Origin of the sequence: Desulfosporosinus fructosivorans, assembly GCF_004766045.1 — a bacterium.
Taxonomy (GTDB): domain Bacteria; phylum Bacillota; class Desulfitobacteriia; order Desulfitobacteriales; family Desulfitobacteriaceae; genus Desulfosporosinus; species Desulfosporosinus fructosivorans.
Map to the genome: position 1 here is coordinate 62,383 of NZ_SPQQ01000007.1, position 19,410 is coordinate 81,792.

General features: G+C 43.0%; 17 protein-coding genes, 1 tRNA gene and 1 other RNA gene. All 19 read right to left on the minus strand.

Features of this window, described 5'->3' with window-relative positions; translation table 11 throughout:
• Positions 1-3: 3 nt before the first annotated feature.
• Entirely contained in the window at positions 4-309 is a 306-nt protein-coding gene (locus E4K67_RS18805; protein WP_106797850.1) for an initiation-control protein YabA, read from the minus strand.
• The gene (locus E4K67_RS18810) at positions 306-1,118 is read right to left on the minus strand and encodes a PSP1 domain-containing protein (protein WP_135549554.1); all 813 of its coding nucleotides are present in this window, start codon (positions 1,116-1,118) and stop codon (positions 306-308) included. Before E4K67_RS18810 ends, E4K67_RS18805 begins: the two co-directional genes overlap by 4 nt.
• On the minus strand, positions 1,111-1,989 hold the full coding sequence (locus tag E4K67_RS18815; RefSeq protein ID WP_135549556.1) for a DNA polymerase III subunit: 879 nt from the start codon (positions 1,987-1,989) through the stop codon (positions 1,111-1,113). The genes E4K67_RS18810 and E4K67_RS18815 overlap by 8 nt, the downstream gene beginning before the upstream one ends.
• A 4-nt stretch (positions 1,990-1,993) precedes the next feature.
• Entirely contained in the window at positions 1,994-2,323 is a 330-nt protein-coding gene (locus tag E4K67_RS18820; RefSeq protein WP_135549558.1) for a cyclic-di-AMP receptor, read from the minus strand.
• A gap of 3 nt (positions 2,324-2,326) precedes the next feature.
• Positions 2,327-3,751, minus strand: a complete 1,425-nt coding sequence (locus tag E4K67_RS18825; protein WP_135549560.1) for an aminotransferase class I/II-fold pyridoxal phosphate-dependent enzyme — start codon at positions 3,749-3,751, stop codon at positions 2,327-2,329.
• 132 nt (positions 3,752-3,883) lie between these two features.
• Entirely contained in the window at positions 3,884-4,159 is a 276-nt protein-coding gene (locus E4K67_RS18830; protein ID WP_135549562.1) for a sigma factor G inhibitor Gin, read from the minus strand.
• 49 nt (positions 4,160-4,208) lie between these two features.
• Complete coding sequence (locus E4K67_RS18835; protein WP_135549565.1) at positions 4,209-5,420, minus strand: Ger(x)C family spore germination protein; 1,212 nt, start codon at positions 5,418-5,420, stop codon at positions 4,209-4,211.
• On the minus strand, positions 5,417-6,511 hold the full coding sequence (locus tag E4K67_RS18840; protein WP_135549918.1) for a GerAB/ArcD/ProY family transporter: 1,095 nt from the start codon (positions 6,509-6,511) through the stop codon (positions 5,417-5,419). Before E4K67_RS18840 ends, E4K67_RS18835 begins: the two co-directional genes overlap by 4 nt.
• A 64-nt stretch (positions 6,512-6,575) precedes the next feature.
• Positions 6,576-7,667: a GerAB/ArcD/ProY family transporter gene (locus E4K67_RS18845; protein ID WP_135549567.1), complete on the minus strand. Its 1,092-nt coding sequence runs from the start codon at positions 7,665-7,667 to the stop codon at positions 6,576-6,578.
• Between the two features lie 58 nt (positions 7,668-7,725).
• Positions 7,726-8,829: a GerAB/ArcD/ProY family transporter gene (locus E4K67_RS18850; protein ID WP_135549568.1), complete on the minus strand. Its 1,104-nt coding sequence runs from the start codon at positions 8,827-8,829 to the stop codon at positions 7,726-7,728.
• Between the two features lie 2 nt (positions 8,830-8,831).
• A complete protein-coding gene (locus tag E4K67_RS18855) occupies positions 8,832-10,409 on the minus strand; it encodes a spore germination protein (protein WP_135549570.1) in 1,578 nt (525 codons plus the stop codon).
• A 209-nt stretch (positions 10,410-10,618) separates the two neighbouring features.
• Complete coding sequence (gene nifJ, locus E4K67_RS18860; protein WP_135549572.1) at positions 10,619-14,143, minus strand: pyruvate:ferredoxin (flavodoxin) oxidoreductase; 3,525 nt, start codon at positions 14,141-14,143, stop codon at positions 10,619-10,621.
• 400 nt (positions 14,144-14,543) lie between these two features.
• Complete coding sequence (locus E4K67_RS18865; protein WP_135549574.1) at positions 14,544-14,798, minus strand: pro-sigmaK processing inhibitor BofA family protein; 255 nt, start codon at positions 14,796-14,798, stop codon at positions 14,544-14,546.
• Positions 14,799-15,357: 559 nt separating this feature from the next.
• The gene (gene recR, locus E4K67_RS18870) at positions 15,358-15,954 is read right to left on the minus strand and encodes a recombination mediator RecR (protein ID WP_135549576.1); all 597 of its coding nucleotides are present in this window, start codon (positions 15,952-15,954) and stop codon (positions 15,358-15,360) included.
• 8 nt (positions 15,955-15,962) lie between these two features.
• Complete coding sequence (locus E4K67_RS18875) at positions 15,963-16,310, minus strand: YbaB/EbfC family nucleoid-associated protein (protein WP_135549578.1); 348 nt, start codon at positions 16,308-16,310, stop codon at positions 15,963-15,965.
• A gap of 93 nt (positions 16,311-16,403) precedes the next feature.
• On the minus strand, positions 16,404-18,068 hold the full coding sequence (gene dnaX / locus E4K67_RS18880) for a DNA polymerase III subunit gamma/tau (protein ID WP_135549580.1): 1,665 nt from the start codon (positions 18,066-18,068) through the stop codon (positions 16,404-16,406).
• An 83-nt stretch (positions 18,069-18,151) separates the two neighbouring features.
• An RNA gene (ffs, locus tag E4K67_RS18885) (signal recognition particle sRNA large type) lies at positions 18,152-18,417 on the minus strand.
• A 64-nt stretch (positions 18,418-18,481) separates the two neighbouring features.
• Positions 18,482-18,573, minus strand: a tRNA-Ser gene (locus E4K67_RS18890).
• Between the two features lie 112 nt (positions 18,574-18,685).
• On the minus strand, positions 18,686-19,360 hold the full coding sequence (gene spoIIR / locus E4K67_RS18895) for a stage II sporulation protein R (RefSeq protein WP_135549582.1): 675 nt from the start codon (positions 19,358-19,360) through the stop codon (positions 18,686-18,688).
• Positions 19,361-19,410: the final 50 nt, after the last annotated feature.

The following is a 19,410-nucleotide window of genomic DNA, read 5'->3' on the forward strand; positions in this document are numbered from 1 at the left end:
TAATTAGTCTTTCCTCAAAAAGCCCATACAAAACAGGCAATCCCCTTCTAACGGTTGCCCGAAATGAAGGTGGCAGACATGGAAACCTTCTTGATACAGGCGCACAAGATTATCATGAGCGACCCCTTGAATGTGTTCAGCATTGGCTATAACGCGTTCTGTTTCCTTCTCAGGAAGGGTCCATTCCCGTTTTAACTTTATATTTTCTTCTTCTAAAGCTTGAACATAAGGCTTTAAACGGTTAACCTCTTCAAGAAGAGAACGCAATTTTTCTTCCACTTCTGTAAGAGCCTGGGTCAACTGACTCATACTCTCTCACTCTTTCCTTTGGGCTTTTCCCCTTTCCTATTGCGTTGCACTCGCCCGTCAGGCCTAGCTAAGACGGCACTCTCTGCTTGAAGGTTTGCTTCATCCGAGTTTTCTGCCATCTTTTCTCCGACTTGAGCATTATGACGACAACAACGCTCTTTGTCTTCAGATTTATAACAACCATTTTCATACTTAAGGCAACACATGAGACGACCACAAATACCAGAAATTTTAGTTGGATTAAGAGAGAGTTTTTGATCTTTAGCCATTCTAATTGATACCGGCTCAAAGTCTCCTAAGAAAGAAGTACAACAGAGAATCCGTCCACAAGAACCGACTCCTCCGAGCATTTTAGCCTCGTCACGCACGCCTATTTGCCGAAGCTCAATACGAGTCCTGAATATTGCGGCTAAATCCTTCACTAATTCCCTGAAGTCCACGCGCCCTTCTGCCGTAAAGGAAAAAATGATTTTGTTCCCGTCGAACGTATACTCAACATCAACTAATTTCATCGGTAATTGATGTTCCGAAATCTTTTTCAAACATACTTGAAAAGCTTCTTTTTCTTTTAGTTTATTTTGTTCGACAAATTGTTCATCCGCAGTAGTAGCCTTACGCATGACCTGTTTTAAAGGCAGAATCACTTCCTCGTCAGCTACAAGACGAGCTGGAATGACCAATTCCCCAAATTCAACCCCTCTGGCTGTTTCAACGATCACCTTATCAGATGCGTCAAGTTTAAGGTCTCCCGGGGAGAAATAATATATTTTACCAGCGTGTTTAAAGCGAACGCCTACAACCTCAATCACAGAGATCCCCTCCTCGTTGGAATAATTCTAAAGCCAGCACTTCAATCACAAGTCTCGGATTTACTTGTTGTCGTAGTACATCAATAGCCCTTCCGATCGCCAAAAACTCAAAAGGACGGTTAATCCCTTTGAGCATCCCTTCCTGGGTCTGTGCCGCCATGACTTGTAAATAAAGAACTGCTTGATTCTTATCGATCGGGAACAGAGAAAAGAGTTTAAGGAAATCTCTCTCTTCCACCGCAGTCCGAAACTTTTCGACCCACTCTTTCAGCAATGGCATACCGTGCTCTAGAATAGCTGTCGCCAAGTTTTGGTTTTTCCCACTTAAGTGAAAGGCCCGATCGGCGTCTTGCTGATCCACCTCTCCTAATCCCTTTAGCCAAGCTTCTTCGGAAAGATCAGGTAAATAAACAAGCTGGGCACGGCTCTGTATTGTGGGTAAAATCCCATCGGCATTTTGGGCACATAATATAATAATGGTCCGCTCCGGCGGTTCTTCAATCACCTTCAATAAGGCATTAGCTGCCGGTAACGTCACTAAATCCGCTTGCTCGATGACAGAAACTTTATAATTCCCCTCATAATGCTTAAGGTATACCTTTTGTTGCCAGGCGAGAATCTGCTCAATCCCAATGGTCGTCTTAAGTGGTTTTAGCCATAAAACATCGGGATGATTTTTGCTGGTAATTTTATGACAAGCATAACATTCCTGGCAAGGTCCCTCCAGCATAGGCTGGTTACAGTTTAAAATTTGCGCTAACCGGAGAGCAACCTCCCTCTGATGCAGTGCACTTCCTCCATGGAAAAGTAAGAGGTGTGCCAATCTGTTTTCACGTGCAGCCTTCTCCAAAAGTGCTAATTGTAAGTTCATATCGTCACACCTTAATAAACTGTTCAACATCCAAAACAAAAACAGTGGCTCCACCGACTGGAACTTCTATTGGAAAGGGAATATGAGCATCCACCGGTCCCATAATAGGCTGGGCTAGTGTCAGCATCTCATCGCGTTGGTGGCAGGTATCGCGGATCGTCGATAAGAGGCCTTCTAACCTTTCCTCTTCAACCCCAAAGAGCAGCGTCGTATTCCCAGACCTCAGAAACCCCCCCGTGCTTGCCAAACGAGTTGCACGTAATCCAACGCGTGTCACACATTGTAGAAGTTTACTAACATCCTTGTCCTGAACAATCGCGATCACCATCTTCATCCCTTATCCCTCCTCGACAATCCAAATTGTTTGGTTTTCGAAACCGTCCCACCCCTGCCAACGCCCCTCTCCAGCAGTGAGTAACATGCCCAGAATTTCGTGAGTCATTTGTTCGCCCATCACAACGATAGGGATTCCAGGTGGATACGGGGAAATCGTTTCTCCGACAATATGACCTAAACTTTCCTTAAGAGGGACTTGGCGCTTATGGGCAAAAAAGGCATCTCGTGGGGAAAGAATTAAGTGTGGCAAAGGCAGAGTTTTAAATCTATCGTTTCCCACTTGCCCTTTTGATTCAGTAAAGCCAACTGAATGAGCAAAACTGGCTAAACTTTCTAACCCCTTTGTGAGCCTTCGGATATCCTCTGGCGTGTTCCCAATTCCCAACATAAAGAGAATGTTTTCCTCATCCCATAACTCTGGTTCAATACCGAAACCTTCTCGAAGGTACTCCACACAACGAGGAGCCGGAACCCCCAGCTTCAAAGTATTGATCAAAACTTTCGACCAATCTACCGTGTGAATACCATACGTCCCGACATCCTTTTCAGAGAGAATACGGAAGCTCATCCCCACTTTCCGATGTAGCTCTGCAACCTCTTCCTGGAGACACTCCCAACGCCCAAAGTCTTGAGCGAATTCTCCAGCGCGTTCTAACGAAGCCAGAAGTAAATAACTCGGGCTTGAAGATTGAAGAAGTTCTAGGCTTTGCCTTAAACGGGTGCGAGAAACTCTATTCCCTTGAACGTGCAGCATAGCTGACTGAGTCAAGGAACTTAACGTTTTATGAGAACTATGTAAAACAAGGTCTGCACCAAGTTTTAAAGCACTCGGAGGAAATAGTAATCCTAGATAATGTGATCCATGAGCTTGATCCACAAGTATCGGTGTATTAATTCCCAAACGTGTTCTTTCATCTAATAATTGGCTCAACTCGAAGCCGGTTCCATAGTAAGTAGGATACGTGACGTGGCAGGCAGCGGCTACTTGCCAAGAAATCTGTTGCTTCTCCAAGTCAAGCCCTAACGGAAGATTAAAATCTGGGTGAATTGTAGGCATTACATAGTCTGGCATCATTCCACTTAAGACCAATGCCGACATAACGGAGCGATGGGAACTTCTCTCCACGACAACCCGTTTAGCAGCTGTATTTTCCAGAGTGAGAAACATCGCTTGATTTCCAACCGTTCCTCCATTTATAAGGAAAAATGTTTCCTCAGCTCCGAAGATCTCAGCCGACCGTTTTTGTGCCTCAGCAATTATCCCTTGCGGTGAATGAAGCATATCGAGTCCTGGAAGCTCGGTTAAGTCATAACCCAGAAAATCTATGCCATTAAAAAACTCCTGTCGACCTTTATGGCCAGGAGTATGGAAAGAGCAAAATCCTTTTTTTTGGTAACGACTCAGTCCCTCTCCAAGATCACCCACCGATGAATCCTCCAATCAACCAGTGTTATTAACAAAAAACACAGCTGACACATGGTATTCTTTACATTTTATCATAAGTTAGGAAATTTTTCATCTCCAATGAATAACCCGTATGAAACCGGTAGGGACAATTCATGAATTGTCCCTAAAAAGTAACCCTTTGATTAAAAACAGAAATTCTTGGTACTCCGGAGAGCCTTGCTCCGCCATGAACAATTCTTGCTGACAATCCGAGCAGAAAAACATTCCCTCAATCCGGAAACCATCGTATAGCCCATTTCTAGGGACTTGAGCGCAACGATAACACACTGGGAGGACCTTTCCTTCGTTCGAGGGGACTTCCTGAGCTTCAGGGTTCTCATTAATCTCCATAGGTATCTGCGTTCGGTTGTGGATTGTCTTAATCATCTTATATTCCCCCTATTTACTTCTACCCCTAGTCTTACCCCTCTCCCGTTTAATTAGTCGTTACGCTGCTGCTTGACATACCCGAATGATGTATCTTGACTTGAACATCCAGAGCAACTGGGAAATCCGCAATCTTCTCCTCCCACTGATCCTTTACCGTCTTCCAATATTTCGAATTTTTTTGTTCAACGTGCCGTCCGATCCCCAAAAAATCAAGCCCTAACTCCCTTTCTTTCTGAATAGAAAGCTCACATTCTTTCCTAATCACCTCGGCAAAGTCCTTTTCTGCCTCCTTCATGAGCTCCAGCCACTCCGTCTCGGAAAGTTGTTTCTTTAATCCTAAAACTTCATCGACAGCAATACTAGCTTTGATCTGGTATTTTAGCTCTATCGCTCCGTCATTATCGGATACTTTGTACTTTGTTTTGCTACTTATGACTTGCCCACCAAAGTCAACCTTGCTTTCTCCGCTACCCACCGTGTTAATTAAGCGGTGTATAACGTCATTCTCCAACCACATATACCCTTTGGTTTCTTCGTCTGTCAGAAGGTCAACGAAGCGATCCCCACGTAAAACTCCTGCTCCTTGTATCTGTATCTCTTCCGCTTCATTCTCTTTCTCCGCTTTGTATTCGATGCCCTCCCCTGCCTTTACGCTCTCCAGCACCGGCAAAATTGGCGCCGTGCTTTTTGTACCCAAAATTGTCAGGTAATGCCCTAACCGTACCGTCGGAAAGCTCGATATTTCATCCCCACCTTCAATCATGCCCTTAATAGCCATAGATGGTAATTGCCCAGAGCGTAATTTTATACTCAGGATATCTTGAGCCTTCCCTTTCGCTAAAACTAGATACATTGACCGGCGAAACTCAGCAAAACGTTGCGCAAAATCCAGCATATCAGTAAAGTCGCCAGATTTTGCTAAATCTTCGCCGATAACAATTACCTTCAATGAACCCATAAAAGGTGTCCGAAAGGTGACTTTTGAAATCTTTTCAATAGCTTCTCTAGAGCTTGAAGCCTCTATGCTAAACGTCCGGTCCTCAATCTCCGCACCAGTTTCCCCTCCTTTTTTAGGCATTGCAAATTGCTGTGTTATGAGAAATGTACCAGGTTTATCCCCAAGGTCAAATCCTACTCCTAATAGAGGGGCCAATTCCTCTACTTCCCGCTTTCCCCAACATCCAGTTAAAAATATTAAGATACCTGCTGCGATTAAGATTAATACGAGTCCTCGTTTAAATCGCCTAATAATTTTCATAAAAAACCGTTTCCCTTCTTCCAGCGCGAGACTCCCCAAAGGGCGAGGATCCAAACAGACGCAAAAGGTAAAATGAGATAATTGTCAACCAGTCCGATTTCCCTAATTAACGAGGCTCCTCTTTGAAATCTTAAAGCAATCAAGATAAATACGGCACTCACCGCGATGTTCCATTTTATTCCTTTTAGACTAAAGACGGTTTCTAGGCCCCAGTTCACTGCAAAAAAGAAGGCACTTACCTTAATGACCAGCGCCCCAAGCCAAACCCCTAAAAATAAGGATTCAACTCCAGCAACGGTCCGACTTACTTCCACCATCTTCCCTAATACAAGAAAGCCATAGACTAATCGAACGGTTTCCGCTGGTCCAAAAACTAACATTTGAATTAAAACGACGAATGTATTTAGAATGCCTACTAAAGAAATTACCCACCAAACCTCGGTCTTCAATTGACCCAGTTCTTGTTTACTTGTAGGTAGAAACGCGACAAGTCCCGCTAAGAAGAGAATATATTCCATCGCAAAGGGTACTACTTTTATTCCCCCCCAAAAAAGTGGTTTTAATCCCTCACTTAAGATCGGCATAAATTCTTCTTGTTCAATCCGCGGAATGGAGAGACCGACATTAAGAGCCAATGCAATCACAATCACAGGAAAAACGACTTCGGAAAAACGGGCAAACACTTCTATCCCAGATCTTATTAGGTAAAAAACGATTAACAACGCTCCTAGGGAGAACAGCAAGAATGGCGTTAATGGCATAATTGAAGCCTGATAGATATCCCCAGCTTGTCCCAGCAAAAGCCCACCAAAGTAACCTGTGATTGTAATATAAAGGACTCCAATAAATTTCCCCACCCATTTTCCAAATAGTGTTTCTGAGACCTGCAGCAAATTTTTGCGTGGATACTGTTCAAGAAGTGAAATAATCATAAAGCCATAGGGAATTCCCACCATAAATCCAGGTAAGACGCACAGCCAGCTATCCCGTCCTGCGACTCCTGTAACCATCGAGGCTACTGGTAGAAACGTTGTACCCAAGAGCACTGCTGCCCCTAAGGTTATAAATTGATGTGTGGAAATTCGCTCCATCAGTTTCATTGCCCTCTCTCTGATGGGACTTAACTACAAGCCCCATTTCAGCATTTAGTCCGTTTTAAACAGCGGTTCCCTTCTTCGAGCACGAGACTCCCCAAAGGGTAAGAATCCAAATGGAGGCAAAAGGTAAAGTTAGATAAGTGTCGACAAGTCCAATTTCCCTAATTAAATTAGCTCCTTCTGTAAACTTGAAAGCAATTCCCAAAAAGACAATACCCACGGCGAAGTTCCACTTTAATCCTTTCAACTTAAAGACAGTTTCTAAGCCCCACATCACTGCAAAAAAGGAGGCGCTAACCTTTATGACTAGAGCCCCAAGCCAAACTCCCAAAAATAAGGATTCGACTCCAGCAACCGTCCGGCTTATTTCCACCATCTTTCCTAACACAAGTAAACCATAGACCAATCGAACGGTTTCAGTTGGTCCAAAAACAAGAATTTGCATTATTACAACCAGCGTATCTATAGTTCCTACCAAAATAAAACCTCGCCAAATCCCTCTCTTCAATTGTCCAAGCTCTTCCTTACCAGTTGGTAGATAAGCAAGAATTCCGGCTAAAAAGAGCATATAGGTCATCGCAAAAGGAACTACTTTGATTCCCCCCAAAATAAGTGGTTTTATTCCTCCACTAAAAATCGGCAAAAGTTCCCCTTGCTCAATTCTAGGAATAGAGAGAGTCAAATTCACCACCAACGCTATGACAATCAAGGGGAAAACGAATTCAGAAAAACGTGCAAACACTTCAATTCCAGACTTCACCAAGAAAAATACTATTGCCAGTCCTCCCAGGTAGAACACCGAGATAGGGGTTAATGGCATAATCGAGATCTGATAGATATCCCCTGCTTGCCCTAGTAACAAGCCGCCAAGGTAACCCATATTTAGAATATATAAGACCCCTATGATTCTTCCAATCCACTTGCCTAAGAGTGTTTCCGAGATCTGCAGCAAATTTTTGTGAGGATATTTTTCTATTAATGAAAGTACCATTAAGCCGTAAGGAATTCCCACAGCAAACCCAGGTAAGACGCTCATCCACCCATTCCGCCCGCCGACCCCAGTAACGATCGCGGCTACTGGGAGAAACGTTGTCCCCAAAAGTACTGCTGCTCCCAATGTCATGAATTGATGCGTCGAGATTCTTTCCATAGGTAACCTTTCCCTTTCCTGCCTGAACTGGGCTCCTCAGCAAGCCCTCTTTTCCATTTTATGCGTTTCGTCGAACACCAGCTCCTTTCTTCCAACGTGAGACTCCCCATAAGGAAGGTATCCAAACGGCCGCAAAAGGCAAAATTAGATAACTTTCTATGAATGCCGCTTCCCTACTTAAAGAATATCCATTCACAGTCCTGAGAGCAATTCCCAAGAATACGGCACTCACTGCAAGTCTCCATTTTAAGCCCTTCAAATTTAACACGGTTTCTATGCCCCAAGTGGTCATGAAAAAAAAAGCACAACATTTTATAACTAGCACTCCAAGCCAGATTCCCAAAAATATGGATTCAACTCCAGCAATCGTCCGGCTAATTTCCACCATTTTCCCTAATACAAGAAAACCAAATGCCAAACGAATAGTCTCCCTTGGTCCAAAGACAAGAATTTGAATTAGTACAACCAAAGTATCTAAAATTCCTACAAAAAAAACAGCTCGCCAAACCCCTGTCTTCAATCGACCACGCACTTGTTTGCCAGTAGGTAGAAAAGCAAGGATTCCCGCTAAGAAGAGGATATATTCCATTGGAAATGGTATTACTTTAAGCGTACTGTAATAAAGCGGTTTCAATCCTTCGCTTAAAATAGGGAAAAGTTCCCCTTGTTCAATCCGCGGTATAGAGAGCCCAATATTCAGAATCATTACGAATGCGACTATAGGAAAGACAACCTCGGAAAAACGAGCAAATACTTCGATTCCATTTTCCGTCATATATAACACGAGCAAAAGACCACCTAAGTAGAACACCCAACGAGGAGTTAGCAACATGATCGATTGCTCAAAGATTATCCCAATTACCGCCAACATTAATCCGCCATAGTAACATGAGACTAATATATATAGGAATCCGATAATTTTCCCTATCAATTTCCCAAAGACTTTTTCCGAAATCTGTAACAAATTTTCGCGCGGATGCTGTGACAAAAATGAAAGTACCATTAGACCGTAAGGAATTGCCACGGCAAATCCCGGCAAGACCGCCATCCAGCCATCCCGTCCACCAGCTCCAGTAACAAAGGTAGCTAAGGGAAGAAAGGTTCCCCCTAGGAGTACAGCTGCCCCTAAGATCATGAATTGATGCGTCGAGATTCTTTCCATCGTTACCCTTTCCCTTTCCCGCCTGATCGCGGCTCCTCAACATCGATGAGTTGAGGACGACGCTTTAAAGCCCACCATGGTGCTCGAACAAATGTGTCTTGCAATAATGCTCGGATACGCAGCGGGGCTATCGGACTTAAGTAAGGTACTCCGAAGGAACGAAGGCTTAGTAGATGAATTAAGATTAGATAGAGACCTACAGAGACCCCAAAGAACCCAAGGATTCCCGCCAAAATCATCAGTGGGAATCGCATGAGGCGTACAGCAAGACCCAAATCATAAGTTGGAATTGCATAACTCGCTACAGCTGTCAATCCGATAATAATTACCATCAAGGGACTGACCAATCCTGCCTTCACGGCAGCATCGCCGATAATCAGTGCCCCAACAATTCCAATCGTCTGCCCGATAGGCTTTGGTAAGCGAAGCCCCGCTTCTTGCAATATTTCTAAAGTAACCGTCATGGTTAAGGCCTCTAACAGCGCTGGAAATGGCACTCCTTGCCTGCCAGTGGATATGCTCATCAATAGATCTGTCGGTATGATTTCCTGATGAAACGTCGTTACTGCTATATAAATGCTAGGAGCCAATATTGCTATAAATGATCCTAGATACCGCACAAAGCGAGAAAGGATCGCAACCATGGCCCGTTGGTAGTAGTCTTCATTTACATTTAAAAACTGCGTCAATACCGCTGGTACCACAAGTACTATGGGGGTTCCGTCGCAAATAATGCCGACTTTCCCTTCCAAAAGTTTTCCCGCCAGAACATCTGGACGTTCCGTAAAGGAGATTTGAGGAAAGGGCGAATAGGGATTGTCCTCAATCATTTCTTCGATATATCCATTCCCTAACATGCCGTCTATCTTAATAGTGCCTAGCCTCCTGATAACTTCGGAAACGATATCTGGACTTGCTATTTTTTCTATATAGGTGACTACAAGATCAGTATTCGTCATGTCTCCAAGTTTCAAAGAGATGATCCGTAAGGAGGGATGTTTGATCTTACGCCGCAAAAGTGAGGTATTAGTGCGAAGTGTTTCTGAAAACCCTTCACGTGGTCCTTTGACAATCGACTCCGTAATCGGTTCCGCTACGCCGCGACTGGCCCACCCTCTAGCACCGATAACGATAGCTTCCGTCAAATTGCCGAAAAAAATTACCGAATCGCCGGATAGAATAGCATCTACAGCTTCACCCATTTTGGCTAATTTCTTAATCTCTAGACCCGGGAGTAGACTCTGTAGTGTGATATCAACAACATTTGATAAGGTCACCTTTTCTAATTCTGGATGTCCAGGTAAATCTACCATTAGCGGTTTGAGAATAAATTGATCGAGTAAATTTTTATCAACTAGCCCATCGACTGCCACTAGCATACACGGAATACGCTCTTTTGCTTCGAGGAAAAACTCCCGGAATACGACATCGCTACTCGTGGATAAGATCTCCTTCACTGTAATTCCAGATAAAGGCATGCTCATCTCCTCGTCAAAAGAATACGAGGGAGACTTCCGTATCTGCTTTTCTCCCTTCGGGCGAACGGTAAGATCTTTAAGCATTTTCAGCCAACTGCGCATGCTTTCGCCCTCCTTCTCTCGCTTATTTTACCCCGCAATGAGTCGATTATTCTCCCCAAGGGGTAATTCATGAATTGCCCCTACGGGTAGAGTTATAAATTAAATAAAAAAAGGAGTTAAAAAGGCATACAAAAAGAGGAGCAGATTATATCTGCTCCTCAGAAATACCTATTGAAGTTTTCCGGATTCATGAATTGTCGCTACGGGCCTTAGTCCCACTTTTGGTCAGCAAGGCGTTTGTAAGAATCATAACGAACCTTCGCGTACTTTTCAGCGCCAGTAAAGAGTTCCTCTGCACTTTCAGGGAAAGTATTCAGCAATGAAGAGTAACGAACTTCGCCCATGATGAACTCACGGAAAGACGTAGACGGCTCTTTAGAATCTAAGCTAAATGGATTCTTGCCTTCCTCAATCAAATCTGGGTTGTAGTGATAGAGATGCCAGTAACCAGAATCAACAGCTTTCTTTGCTTCTTGTACACTCTTAGTCATACTTGCCTTAAGGCCATGGTTGATACAAGGAGCGTATGCAATAATCAAAGAAGGTCCCTTATACGCCTCTGCTTCTTTAATAACCTTAAGCGTTTGAGCCATGTCTGCGCCCAAAGCAATTTGTGCTACATAAACATAACCATAACTCATAGCAATCATGCCTAAGTCTTTCTTGCGAATCTTTTTACCCGCGGCAGCGAATTTGGCCACAGCTGCTCGAGGAGTTGATTTGGATGACTGTCCTCCAGTATTGGAGTAAACCTCAGTATCCACAACAAAAATATTTACATCGTCTCCGGAAGCCAAGACGTGGTCTAATCCACCAAATCCGATATCATACGCCCAACCGTCTCCACCAACGATCCACTGCGATTTTTTGACCAAATGATCTTTTTTAGCAGAGATTTCTGCGATTACTTTGTTATCCCCAGCGTAACCTGTAAGCCCAGCAAGAATCTTAACGGTCGCTGCTTTGGAGGCGTCAGCATCATCCCAACCTGTAATCCACTCTTGGAAAGCTTCTTTAAGCTCAGCACTAATTTCCATCTCCAACGCTTGTTTCATCAAATCCGCTAATTTTTCGCGTTGTTGACGAACGCCCAAGTACATCCCATAACCGAACTCAGCGTTATCTTCGAACAAAGAGTTGGCCCAACTTGGTCCTTTGCCTTCTTCATTGGTGGTATATGGAACTGCAGGAGCACTGCCGCCCCAAATAGAGGTACAACCAGTAGCATTGGCAATCATCATGCGGTCGCCGTATAGTTGCGTAATAAGTTTAATATAAGCAGTCTCACCACACCCTGGACACGCTCCGTTGAACTCAAGTAGGGGTTGAGCAAACTGACTAGCTTTAACTGAAGTCATCTTAAACAGGTTGCTCTTGTTTTTAAGCGTAACAGCGTACTCCCAGTTATGAGCTTGTTGTTCTATTTGTTCAGCTGCTGGTTTCATGACGAGTGCTTTAACTTTAGCAGGACAAACTTCAGCACAGTTTCCGCACCCAGTACAATCCAAGGCACTCACTTGAACGCGGAATTGCAGACCTATTGCTTCTTTACCTATTGCTTTCTTACCCACAAAGGATTCTGGCGCATTTTTTGTTTCTTCCTCGTTCATTAAGAACGGACGAATCGCTGCGTGCGGACAAACATAAGAACATTGATTACATTGGATACAATTTTCGATCTGCCATTCTGGTACGATAACTCCAATACCACGTTTTTCAAAGCAAGCCGTTCCTACTGGGAAAGTCCCATCTTCACGGCCATTAAAAATACTGACTGGGAGGTTATCTCCTTCTAAGGCATTCATCGGACGAAGGATATTCGTCACAAAGTCCGGTTCATCAGCCGCTGCTGCAGCTTGCGCATTGTCTGCATCTCCCCATGAAGCAGGAACTTCTACTTTAATGAGGGAAGAAACACCGAGATCAATTGCTGCAACGTTCATATCTACAATGCTTTGACCCTTTTTACCATAGGTTTTTACAACAGATGCTTTTAGATAATCGACAGCCTCTTGAACAGGAATCACATTGGCGAGCTTAAAGAAAGCTGCCTGCATGATCATGTTAATGCGGTTACCAAGACCGATCTTGCGAGCGATTGCTACTGCATCAATAATGTAGAAGCTAGCTTTAGTTTTCGCTAAGGCTTGTTTCATTGTAGTAGGAAGTTTTTCATCCAGTTCTTCTGGAGTCCATTGACAGTTCAAGACAAAGTTGCCACCTTGCTTGAGACCTTTTAAGAGGTCATATTGGTAAACATAGGTTTGGTTATGGCAAGCAATGTAATTGGCACCTGTCACATAATAAGGGGATTTAATTTGCTTTTTACCAAAACGCAGATGAGAAACCGTAATTCCACCAGATTTTTTACTGTCATATTGGAAATAAGCTTGGGCATAAAGCTTAGTGTGATCTCCAATAATCTTAATAGCTTGCTTATTAGCACCAACAGTACCATCGGCACCAAGACCCCAGAATTTGCAGGAAATAGTCCCTTCTGGAGCAGTGTCAATAACTTCGTCTTCTGCTAAGGATGTATGTGTTACATCATCGACAATACCTATGGTAAAGCCATTTTTAGGACTTTCAGACATGAGATTCTTGTATACTGACAGTACTTGAGAAGGTGTTGTATCTTTAGAACCTAAGCCATAACGTCCGCCGACAATCACTGGCTTGATATCGCTTGTATAGAAAATATCCTTAATATCTAGGTAAAGAGGTTCACCCGTAGCACCGGGTTCTTTAGTGCGGTCAAGTACTGCAATCGTCTTAACAGTTTTAGGCAACACTTTAAAGAAGTAGTCACTGGAGAACGGACGATAGAGGTGAACTTTAACGACTCCAACCTTTTCTCCTTTTGCTACGAGATAGTCAATTGTTTCTTCAATTGTGTCACACATCGAGCCCATTGCCACTATGACATGCTCTGCATCGTCAGCACCATAATATTGGAAAGGGTGATATTCACGGCCAGTAAGTTCCTTGTATTCTTGCATAGCTTGTTCGACTAAGTCAGGAACAGCAGCATAAAAACTATTAGAAGCTTCACGTCCTTGGAAGTAAACGTCTGGATTTTGAGCTGTTCCGCGCAGAACAGGATGCTCTGGATTCAAAGCACTGTCACGGAATGTTTGTACTGCTTCCATATCTAACAGCTTTGCAACTTCCTCATACTCTGGTACTTCGATTTTTTGAATTTCATGAGAAGTTCGGAACCCGTCAAAGAAATGAAGGAACGGTATACGGGATTTGACCGTTACTAAGTGAGCAATATAGCCCATGTCCATAGCTTCTTGCACGTTATGTGAAGAAAGCTGGGCAAAACCAGTCGCCCGTACCGACATTACGTCCTGATGGTCACCGAAAATTGAAAGTGCATGGGTTGCCAAAGCACGAGCACTGACATGGAAAACACACGGCAGAAGCTCACCAGCAATTTTATACATGTTAGGGATCATTAATAGTAACCCTTGCGAAGCAGTATAGGTTGTCGTTAATGCTCCAGCTTGAAGTGAACCATGTACTGCTCCAGCAGCACCTGCCTCGGATTGCATCTCTACTACCTTGACCGATTGCCCAAAAATATTTTTCCTTCCATGGGCAGCCCATTCATCAACAAATTCAGCCATAGTTGAAGAAGGGGTGATTGGGAAAATTGCGGCGACTTCCGTAAACGCATAAGATGCATGAGCGGCCGCTTCGTTACCATCCATTGTTTTCATTTTAGCCATTTTTCTTCCTCCTAAATTATGTGATTATTTTAATTAAATTTGTTTATGGAAAGCTTTAATTTTCCACTGCCTCCTATGTGAGCTATACAAACACCTATAGAGTTAAATAAACTGATAATTGGTCTGACCACCTGACATCCTCTTCATAATAACACAATAGAATCTATTCTACAATAAGTTATAAAGCCCAAAGATTTCTTCTATATTGCAGTATATATTAATCAAAACTCATAATAAAAAATAAACAAATTGATCGGAACTATTCAGACTTATCTAAATAGTTTCCGACCGTACAATTAACTATACACGTTTATTGTTTCATTCGTCAAGAATTAAATTTCAGCTAAAACAACTTTAATTCCTTGCTATGAGTTCGATGGTGGAACCAACTATATAGATATTAAATCCCTAAAAACTGCAATACAGCAAGCGCCAAAACTCCAGGAAACCCTAATAGTCCAACCATAGTTATTGTGAAAAAATTAATAGGGATGGAGTATCCCAGAATACTTAGCAAAAAGTCAAACAACCAGAGTCCGACAATTCCACCTAACATATGAATAATTAGTTTCAACAATAAGTTTGGCTTACCAAGTGCAGACCGAACTACTAATCCAATAAGCAAAATGAATAGACCAAGAAAAATCAAGGTCATGACTTCTCCTCCTTGTCCAGTGCTAGTCCCTAAATAACTATGCGCTGGCAGATCAAAGAAGAACTCAAGTTAGCTTACGAGATTTAAAAAGTATTTAGACAATAATATAAGACAATTTCCCTCCTTTCTTCATTCAGCCATTCACACTAGGTACTTATGGGCTTTCAGATACGCCCTCTACCTACCTCCCTTTTGTTAAAGGGAGCAGGAACAACGTATCCTTTGGAAATAATGACCAAGGATAACATAGAATCTAGTGTTCATGGCATAGTTCTATGTTTAGTTGAAGACTTCAAGTTGTTTTACTCCTTAAAACCTTGTTTCATTATTATATACTCATTATCTCTCCTATAAACGAAATAGTCAACAGAATAAATTAAAGAATTCCGTCTCATTTTACGAGTCGATTCGAATATTATCCACATTAAGATGTTAATGTTTCAACTTTTCTTGAACGAGTTCTCTGGCATCAAACCTGAAGCAATTCTTGGTACAAAAAAGCATGCTCACAAAATTCATTACTTACAGTGAGCATGCTTTTAAATTACTAAACTGATATTTAAAGTTGACGTCGTCCTTCTAGAGCGCGGGCTATGGTTACTTCATCCGCATATTCTAGATCTCCACCTACGGGTAAGCCATGCGCTATCCTAGTTACTCTAATTCCTAAAGGTTTTAACAAGCGCGCTAAATATAAAGCAGTTGCCTCCCCTTCTACAGTTGGGTTCAGCGCCATAACAACCTCTTGTATTCCATCTAAACGTTTCAAGAGCAAATTGACTGTCAGCTGCTCTGGACCAATTCCTTCCATTGGGGAGAGGACACCGTGGAGAACATGATAGCGTCCTTTAAATTCTCTAGTTTTCTCCAAGGACACAACATCACGTGGATGCTCAACAACACAGAGCGCTGTTTGATCTCTTTGTGTATTTTGGCAGAGTTCACATGGGTCCTTAGCTGTAAAATTCGAACAAATGGAACACTTCCTAATATCTCGGTTAGCCACTACAATAGCCTTCGCTAAATCCCCTGAAACCTGCGGTTGTTGAAGGAGGTAAAAGGCCAACCGACCAGCTGTTTTGGGACCAATCCCTGGTAGACGGGCCAAGCTGCTAATAAGATCTGCCAAAGGCTGTGGATATTGTAAGAAATCCATAGATTAGCCTAGAACAATCCGGGGATTTTTAAACCACCCGTCAGTTTACCCATTTCATTACTGGCCATTTCTTGAGCTTTCCTTAAACCCTCATTTAAGGCAGCTTTTATAAGATCTTCTAGCATTTCTACATCCTCTGGGTCGACAGCTTCAGGTTTAATTTTTAAATCAACTAATTCCATTTTTCCACTTATGATAACTTGAACCATTCCTCCGCCGGATGAGGCCTCCACCGTTTTAGTCAGAAGTTCTTCTTGTACCCGCGCCATATCTTCTTGCATTTTTTGGGCCTGCTTTAGCATTTGGCTCATATTACCGCCCATTCCGCCGCCACCCATTCCTTTTAACCCTGCCATATTAACACACATCCTATCTATATATTTTTCGTATGGTTAATCCAATCGTGAGGCTCAAACCTCTACAAGTGGGATTGAGGTATCGTCCTCTGCTTACCCCTCTTTGACAACCACTCGATCCGCTCCGAACATATCCTTGGCTTTGTCAATAAATGCCTGCTCCTGAGTTTGCGGGTCTTGGCTTTCTGGCAATTCCTTGGCCTTAAACTCATTTTCCATAAAATTTTGCAAGGTTAGGGGCATACCGAATAGCTGCATTAATACCTCTTCGATTGTCTGGCGATTTTCGGTTTGGCTCACTTTGTCCTTGTGAAAGGAACATCCTTCGCGGAAAAGTATAGTTAGGGTATCACCCTGGAGTTGAAATGGTTTTCCTTCCATCAAAAACGCTTGTGTTGATTTTTTGTGTTTTTTTACTTGCTCTAAAACGTCATTCCAACGTTCTTGGATCTCCATAATGCTTAAGCTCAGCTTAGAACCGCCTGCTAGGTTCTCAACTATTTTAGGTTCTACGCTGGGATTTTTCTGGGATAAGGGTAATTTCTTCGGGACCTCCACCTTTGGGCTGGCCGAAATTTTTTCTTCAGTATCATTACCCTGGAGTATACGGGTACCTCGAATTTGTTGTTCCAATACAGCTAACCGCTTTAAAATCTCTTCCTGCCCATTGATCGATGTAGGCAGACTTTCGTGAATGGCCTGCACCAACAAGAGTTCGGCAGCTAACCGGGCGTTAGACGCATATTTAAGTTGACCTTCTCCTTGTAATAAAATTGAAATCCAATTTAACATTTGGGAAATTCCGATTTGTTGGCTCTGTTCAACTAACTGATCTTGAATATGAGGTGCAACCATTGGGCTTTCTCCCGTAGTGGCCGTCAATAGCATCTGACGAAGATAATCCAAGAGTTCTCTAATGATCTGGCGTGGATCACGGCCTTGCTCAATTCCCTCTGTTAAGAAGGTTAGACTCTTGCCATAATCAGAAGATACTAGTGCTTCGACTAACTGAGCACTAAAAGTCTCACCGACCATCCCCAGTACCATATATACTTCTTCTACTCCGATCGGGTCATCCTGAAGAAGACATTGATCTAGGATACTTAAGGCATCTCGAAGACTTCCTTCGGATTTTTGAGCTATCACCACTAAGGCACTTTGCTTAACATCCCGGCTTAAATGTCTACATACCTCAAGCAAGCGTTTTTGGATATCGTTTACGGAGATTCGATGAAATTCAAAACGTTGTACACGTGAGAGAATCGTCAAAGGTATTTTCTGAACCTCAGTAGTTGCCAAAATGAAAATAACCTGTGGCGGAGGCTCTTCCAGTGTCTTGAGCAAGGCATTGAAAGCCTCTGTTGTTAACATATGTACTTCATCAATAATATAAACTTTATGTTTTCCTTGTATCGAACTTAACTTAACATTTTCACGTAGGTCGCGAATCTCATCAATCCCACGGTTTGAAGCAGCATCAATCTCGAATACTTCCATAGCTGAGCCTTGGTCGATACTGATACATGAAGCACACTGATTACACGGTTCCATGCCTTCTCGCTGGTCACAATTTAAGGTCTTAGCTAGAATTTTAGCGGCAGTTGTTTTACCCGTACCTCTTGGTCCACTGAATAAGTACGCATGGGCGATTTTCTCTTGTTTTAGGGCATTGACCAATGTTTTTGTAATATGCTCTTGCCCTACAATGTCTTTAAACAGTCTTGGTCGCCATTCACGATACAGTGCCAAATATGCCATACTATCACCCTCGATAAACAGAGTATACTGTTATATACCAAAAAAGATGGTACATTGACCACCTTTAACAGAATATATCATAGCCGTACACCCTTGATCGAACCATCACCTCCGAACGTTACCTTGATCGACAAACTCGATTCAGGCAACCTCACGGCACACAAAACGCTCTCCTTAGTGCTGCTTCCGTCAAGATCTGACACGGTTCGGAGTGTCCTGTTGCGTAAGACCAAAATCTCATCGCCGCCCACCAAAGACAGCTTCACAGGTGAGGACCTTTCGCGGGAATTCAATCTTGCTATAGCGGACTGCAAGTTACAGGGAACCGCTACCTCCCCATCTAGTACGGCTAAATCAATTATAACAAAATAAAAAGCCGAAGTCGAATACTTTGGCTTGAAACCTCTAAATAATGGCGGAGAGAGAGGGATTTGAACCCTCGACACCGGTTGCCCAATGTACCCGCTTTCCAGGCGGGCGCCTTCGACCACTCAGCCACCTCTCCATGCTCAGTAAACCGCAAAAAACTAATATAGTTCTATTAATTTAGTGAACAAGAGAGATTATATCGCAAAGAGACAAGCGAGTCAATGGTTATCTTAATGTAAATATTTGGTCTATGCATTTTCTCTATCTAAAAATTGCTTTATCCTTTCCCAGAAGTAAAAGCGCACCTTTGGAGAACCGCTCGTAGAATTTTCAGTCTGTTTAATAGTTCTATTAATTGGGACACCTTGTTTCCCATCAACTTGAACAGCCGTGGACTGCTCAATGTCAACGAAGCAAAGTGGTGGAAAAAGCACGCACCACCAGTTCGACCCTTGCCCTTCTCCGATCACCACGCGTAGCGCTTCATATTCTCCCGCAGGTAACACCAACGACCCATAGGATTTGGTAGGAAACGAAAAATTTCCATACTCTGTACTTACTGTATAATCTTTACCCCACGAAGTTACTACAGAACGCCCAATGCTCTCCATATCTGCACGGACGAGCTTAAGGATTTGCCGCGACTCATCCAATGACTGCGAAGCCGCTAAGCGTGGAGCAACGTCTTTTAAGATGGCGTCTCGAACCGCCCTCTTCAACTTTTGATCCTGTTCGCTGTCCGAATTTGCAAGGACGTGAAAACGGATTAGTTGATCCGACGTTGGAGCAAGTTGAGATTCATTAATTGCTTTATCTCTATTATTTATTTCCATCATACTTCCTACATCGACTGTTACCCCCATAGCCCCCATGAGGAAAACTCCAATAATGCCTATGCCGACAATAATTCTTACTGCTTTCATAAAGTCTAAACCCTCTCTCCTGAACATCTCATATTAAGTTGTCTAAGCAA

Excerpts from the sequence above, each read along its gene's own strand:
- E4K67_RS18830 (WP_135549562.1), bottom strand. The coding sequence starts at position 4,159 with ATGATTAAGACAATCCACAACCGAACGCAGATACCTATGGAGATTAAT.
- E4K67_RS18835 (WP_135549565.1), bottom strand. The coding sequence starts at position 5,420 with ATGAAAATTATTAGGCGATTTAAACGAGGACTCGTATTAATCTTAATC.
- E4K67_RS18840 (WP_135549918.1), bottom strand. The coding sequence starts at position 6,511 with ATGGAGCGAATTTCCACACATCAATTTATAACCTTAGGGGCAGCAGTG.
- recR (WP_135549576.1), bottom strand. The coding sequence starts at position 15,954 with ATGGATTTCTTACAATATCCACAGCCTTTGGCAGATCTTATTAGCAGC.
- dnaX (WP_135549580.1), bottom strand. The coding sequence starts at position 18,068 with ATGGCATATTTGGCACTGTATCGTGAATGGCGACCAAGACTGTTTAAA.
- spoIIR (WP_135549582.1), bottom strand. The coding sequence starts at position 19,360 with ATGAAAGCAGTAAGAATTATTGTCGGCATAGGCATTATTGGAGTTTTC.
- E4K67_RS18850 (WP_135549568.1), bottom strand. The coding sequence starts at position 8,829 with ATGGAAAGAATCTCGACGCATCAATTCATGATCTTAGGGGCAGCTGTA.
- E4K67_RS18855 (WP_135549570.1), bottom strand. The coding sequence starts at position 10,409 with ATGCGCAGTTGGCTGAAAATGCTTAAAGATCTTACCGTTCGCCCGAAG.
- E4K67_RS18875 (WP_135549578.1), bottom strand. The coding sequence starts at position 16,310 with ATGGCAGGGTTAAAAGGAATGGGTGGCGGCGGAATGGGCGGTAATATG.
- nifJ (WP_135549572.1), bottom strand. The coding sequence starts at position 14,143 with ATGGCTAAAATGAAAACAATGGATGGTAACGAAGCGGCCGCTCATGCA.
- E4K67_RS18805 (WP_106797850.1), bottom strand. The coding sequence starts at position 309 with ATGAGTCAGTTGACCCAGGCTCTTACAGAAGTGGAAGAAAAATTGCGT.
- E4K67_RS18820 (WP_135549558.1), bottom strand. The coding sequence starts at position 2,323 with ATGAAGATGGTGATCGCGATTGTTCAGGACAAGGATGTTAGTAAACTT.
- E4K67_RS18865 (WP_135549574.1), bottom strand. The coding sequence starts at position 14,798 with ATGACCTTGATTTTTCTTGGTCTATTCATTTTGCTTATTGGATTAGTA.
- E4K67_RS18845 (WP_135549567.1), bottom strand. The coding sequence starts at position 7,667 with ATGGAAAGAATCTCGACGCATCAATTCATGACATTGGGAGCAGCAGTA.
- E4K67_RS18815 (WP_135549556.1), bottom strand. The coding sequence starts at position 1,989 with ATGAACTTACAATTAGCACTTTTGGAGAAGGCTGCACGTGAAAACAGA.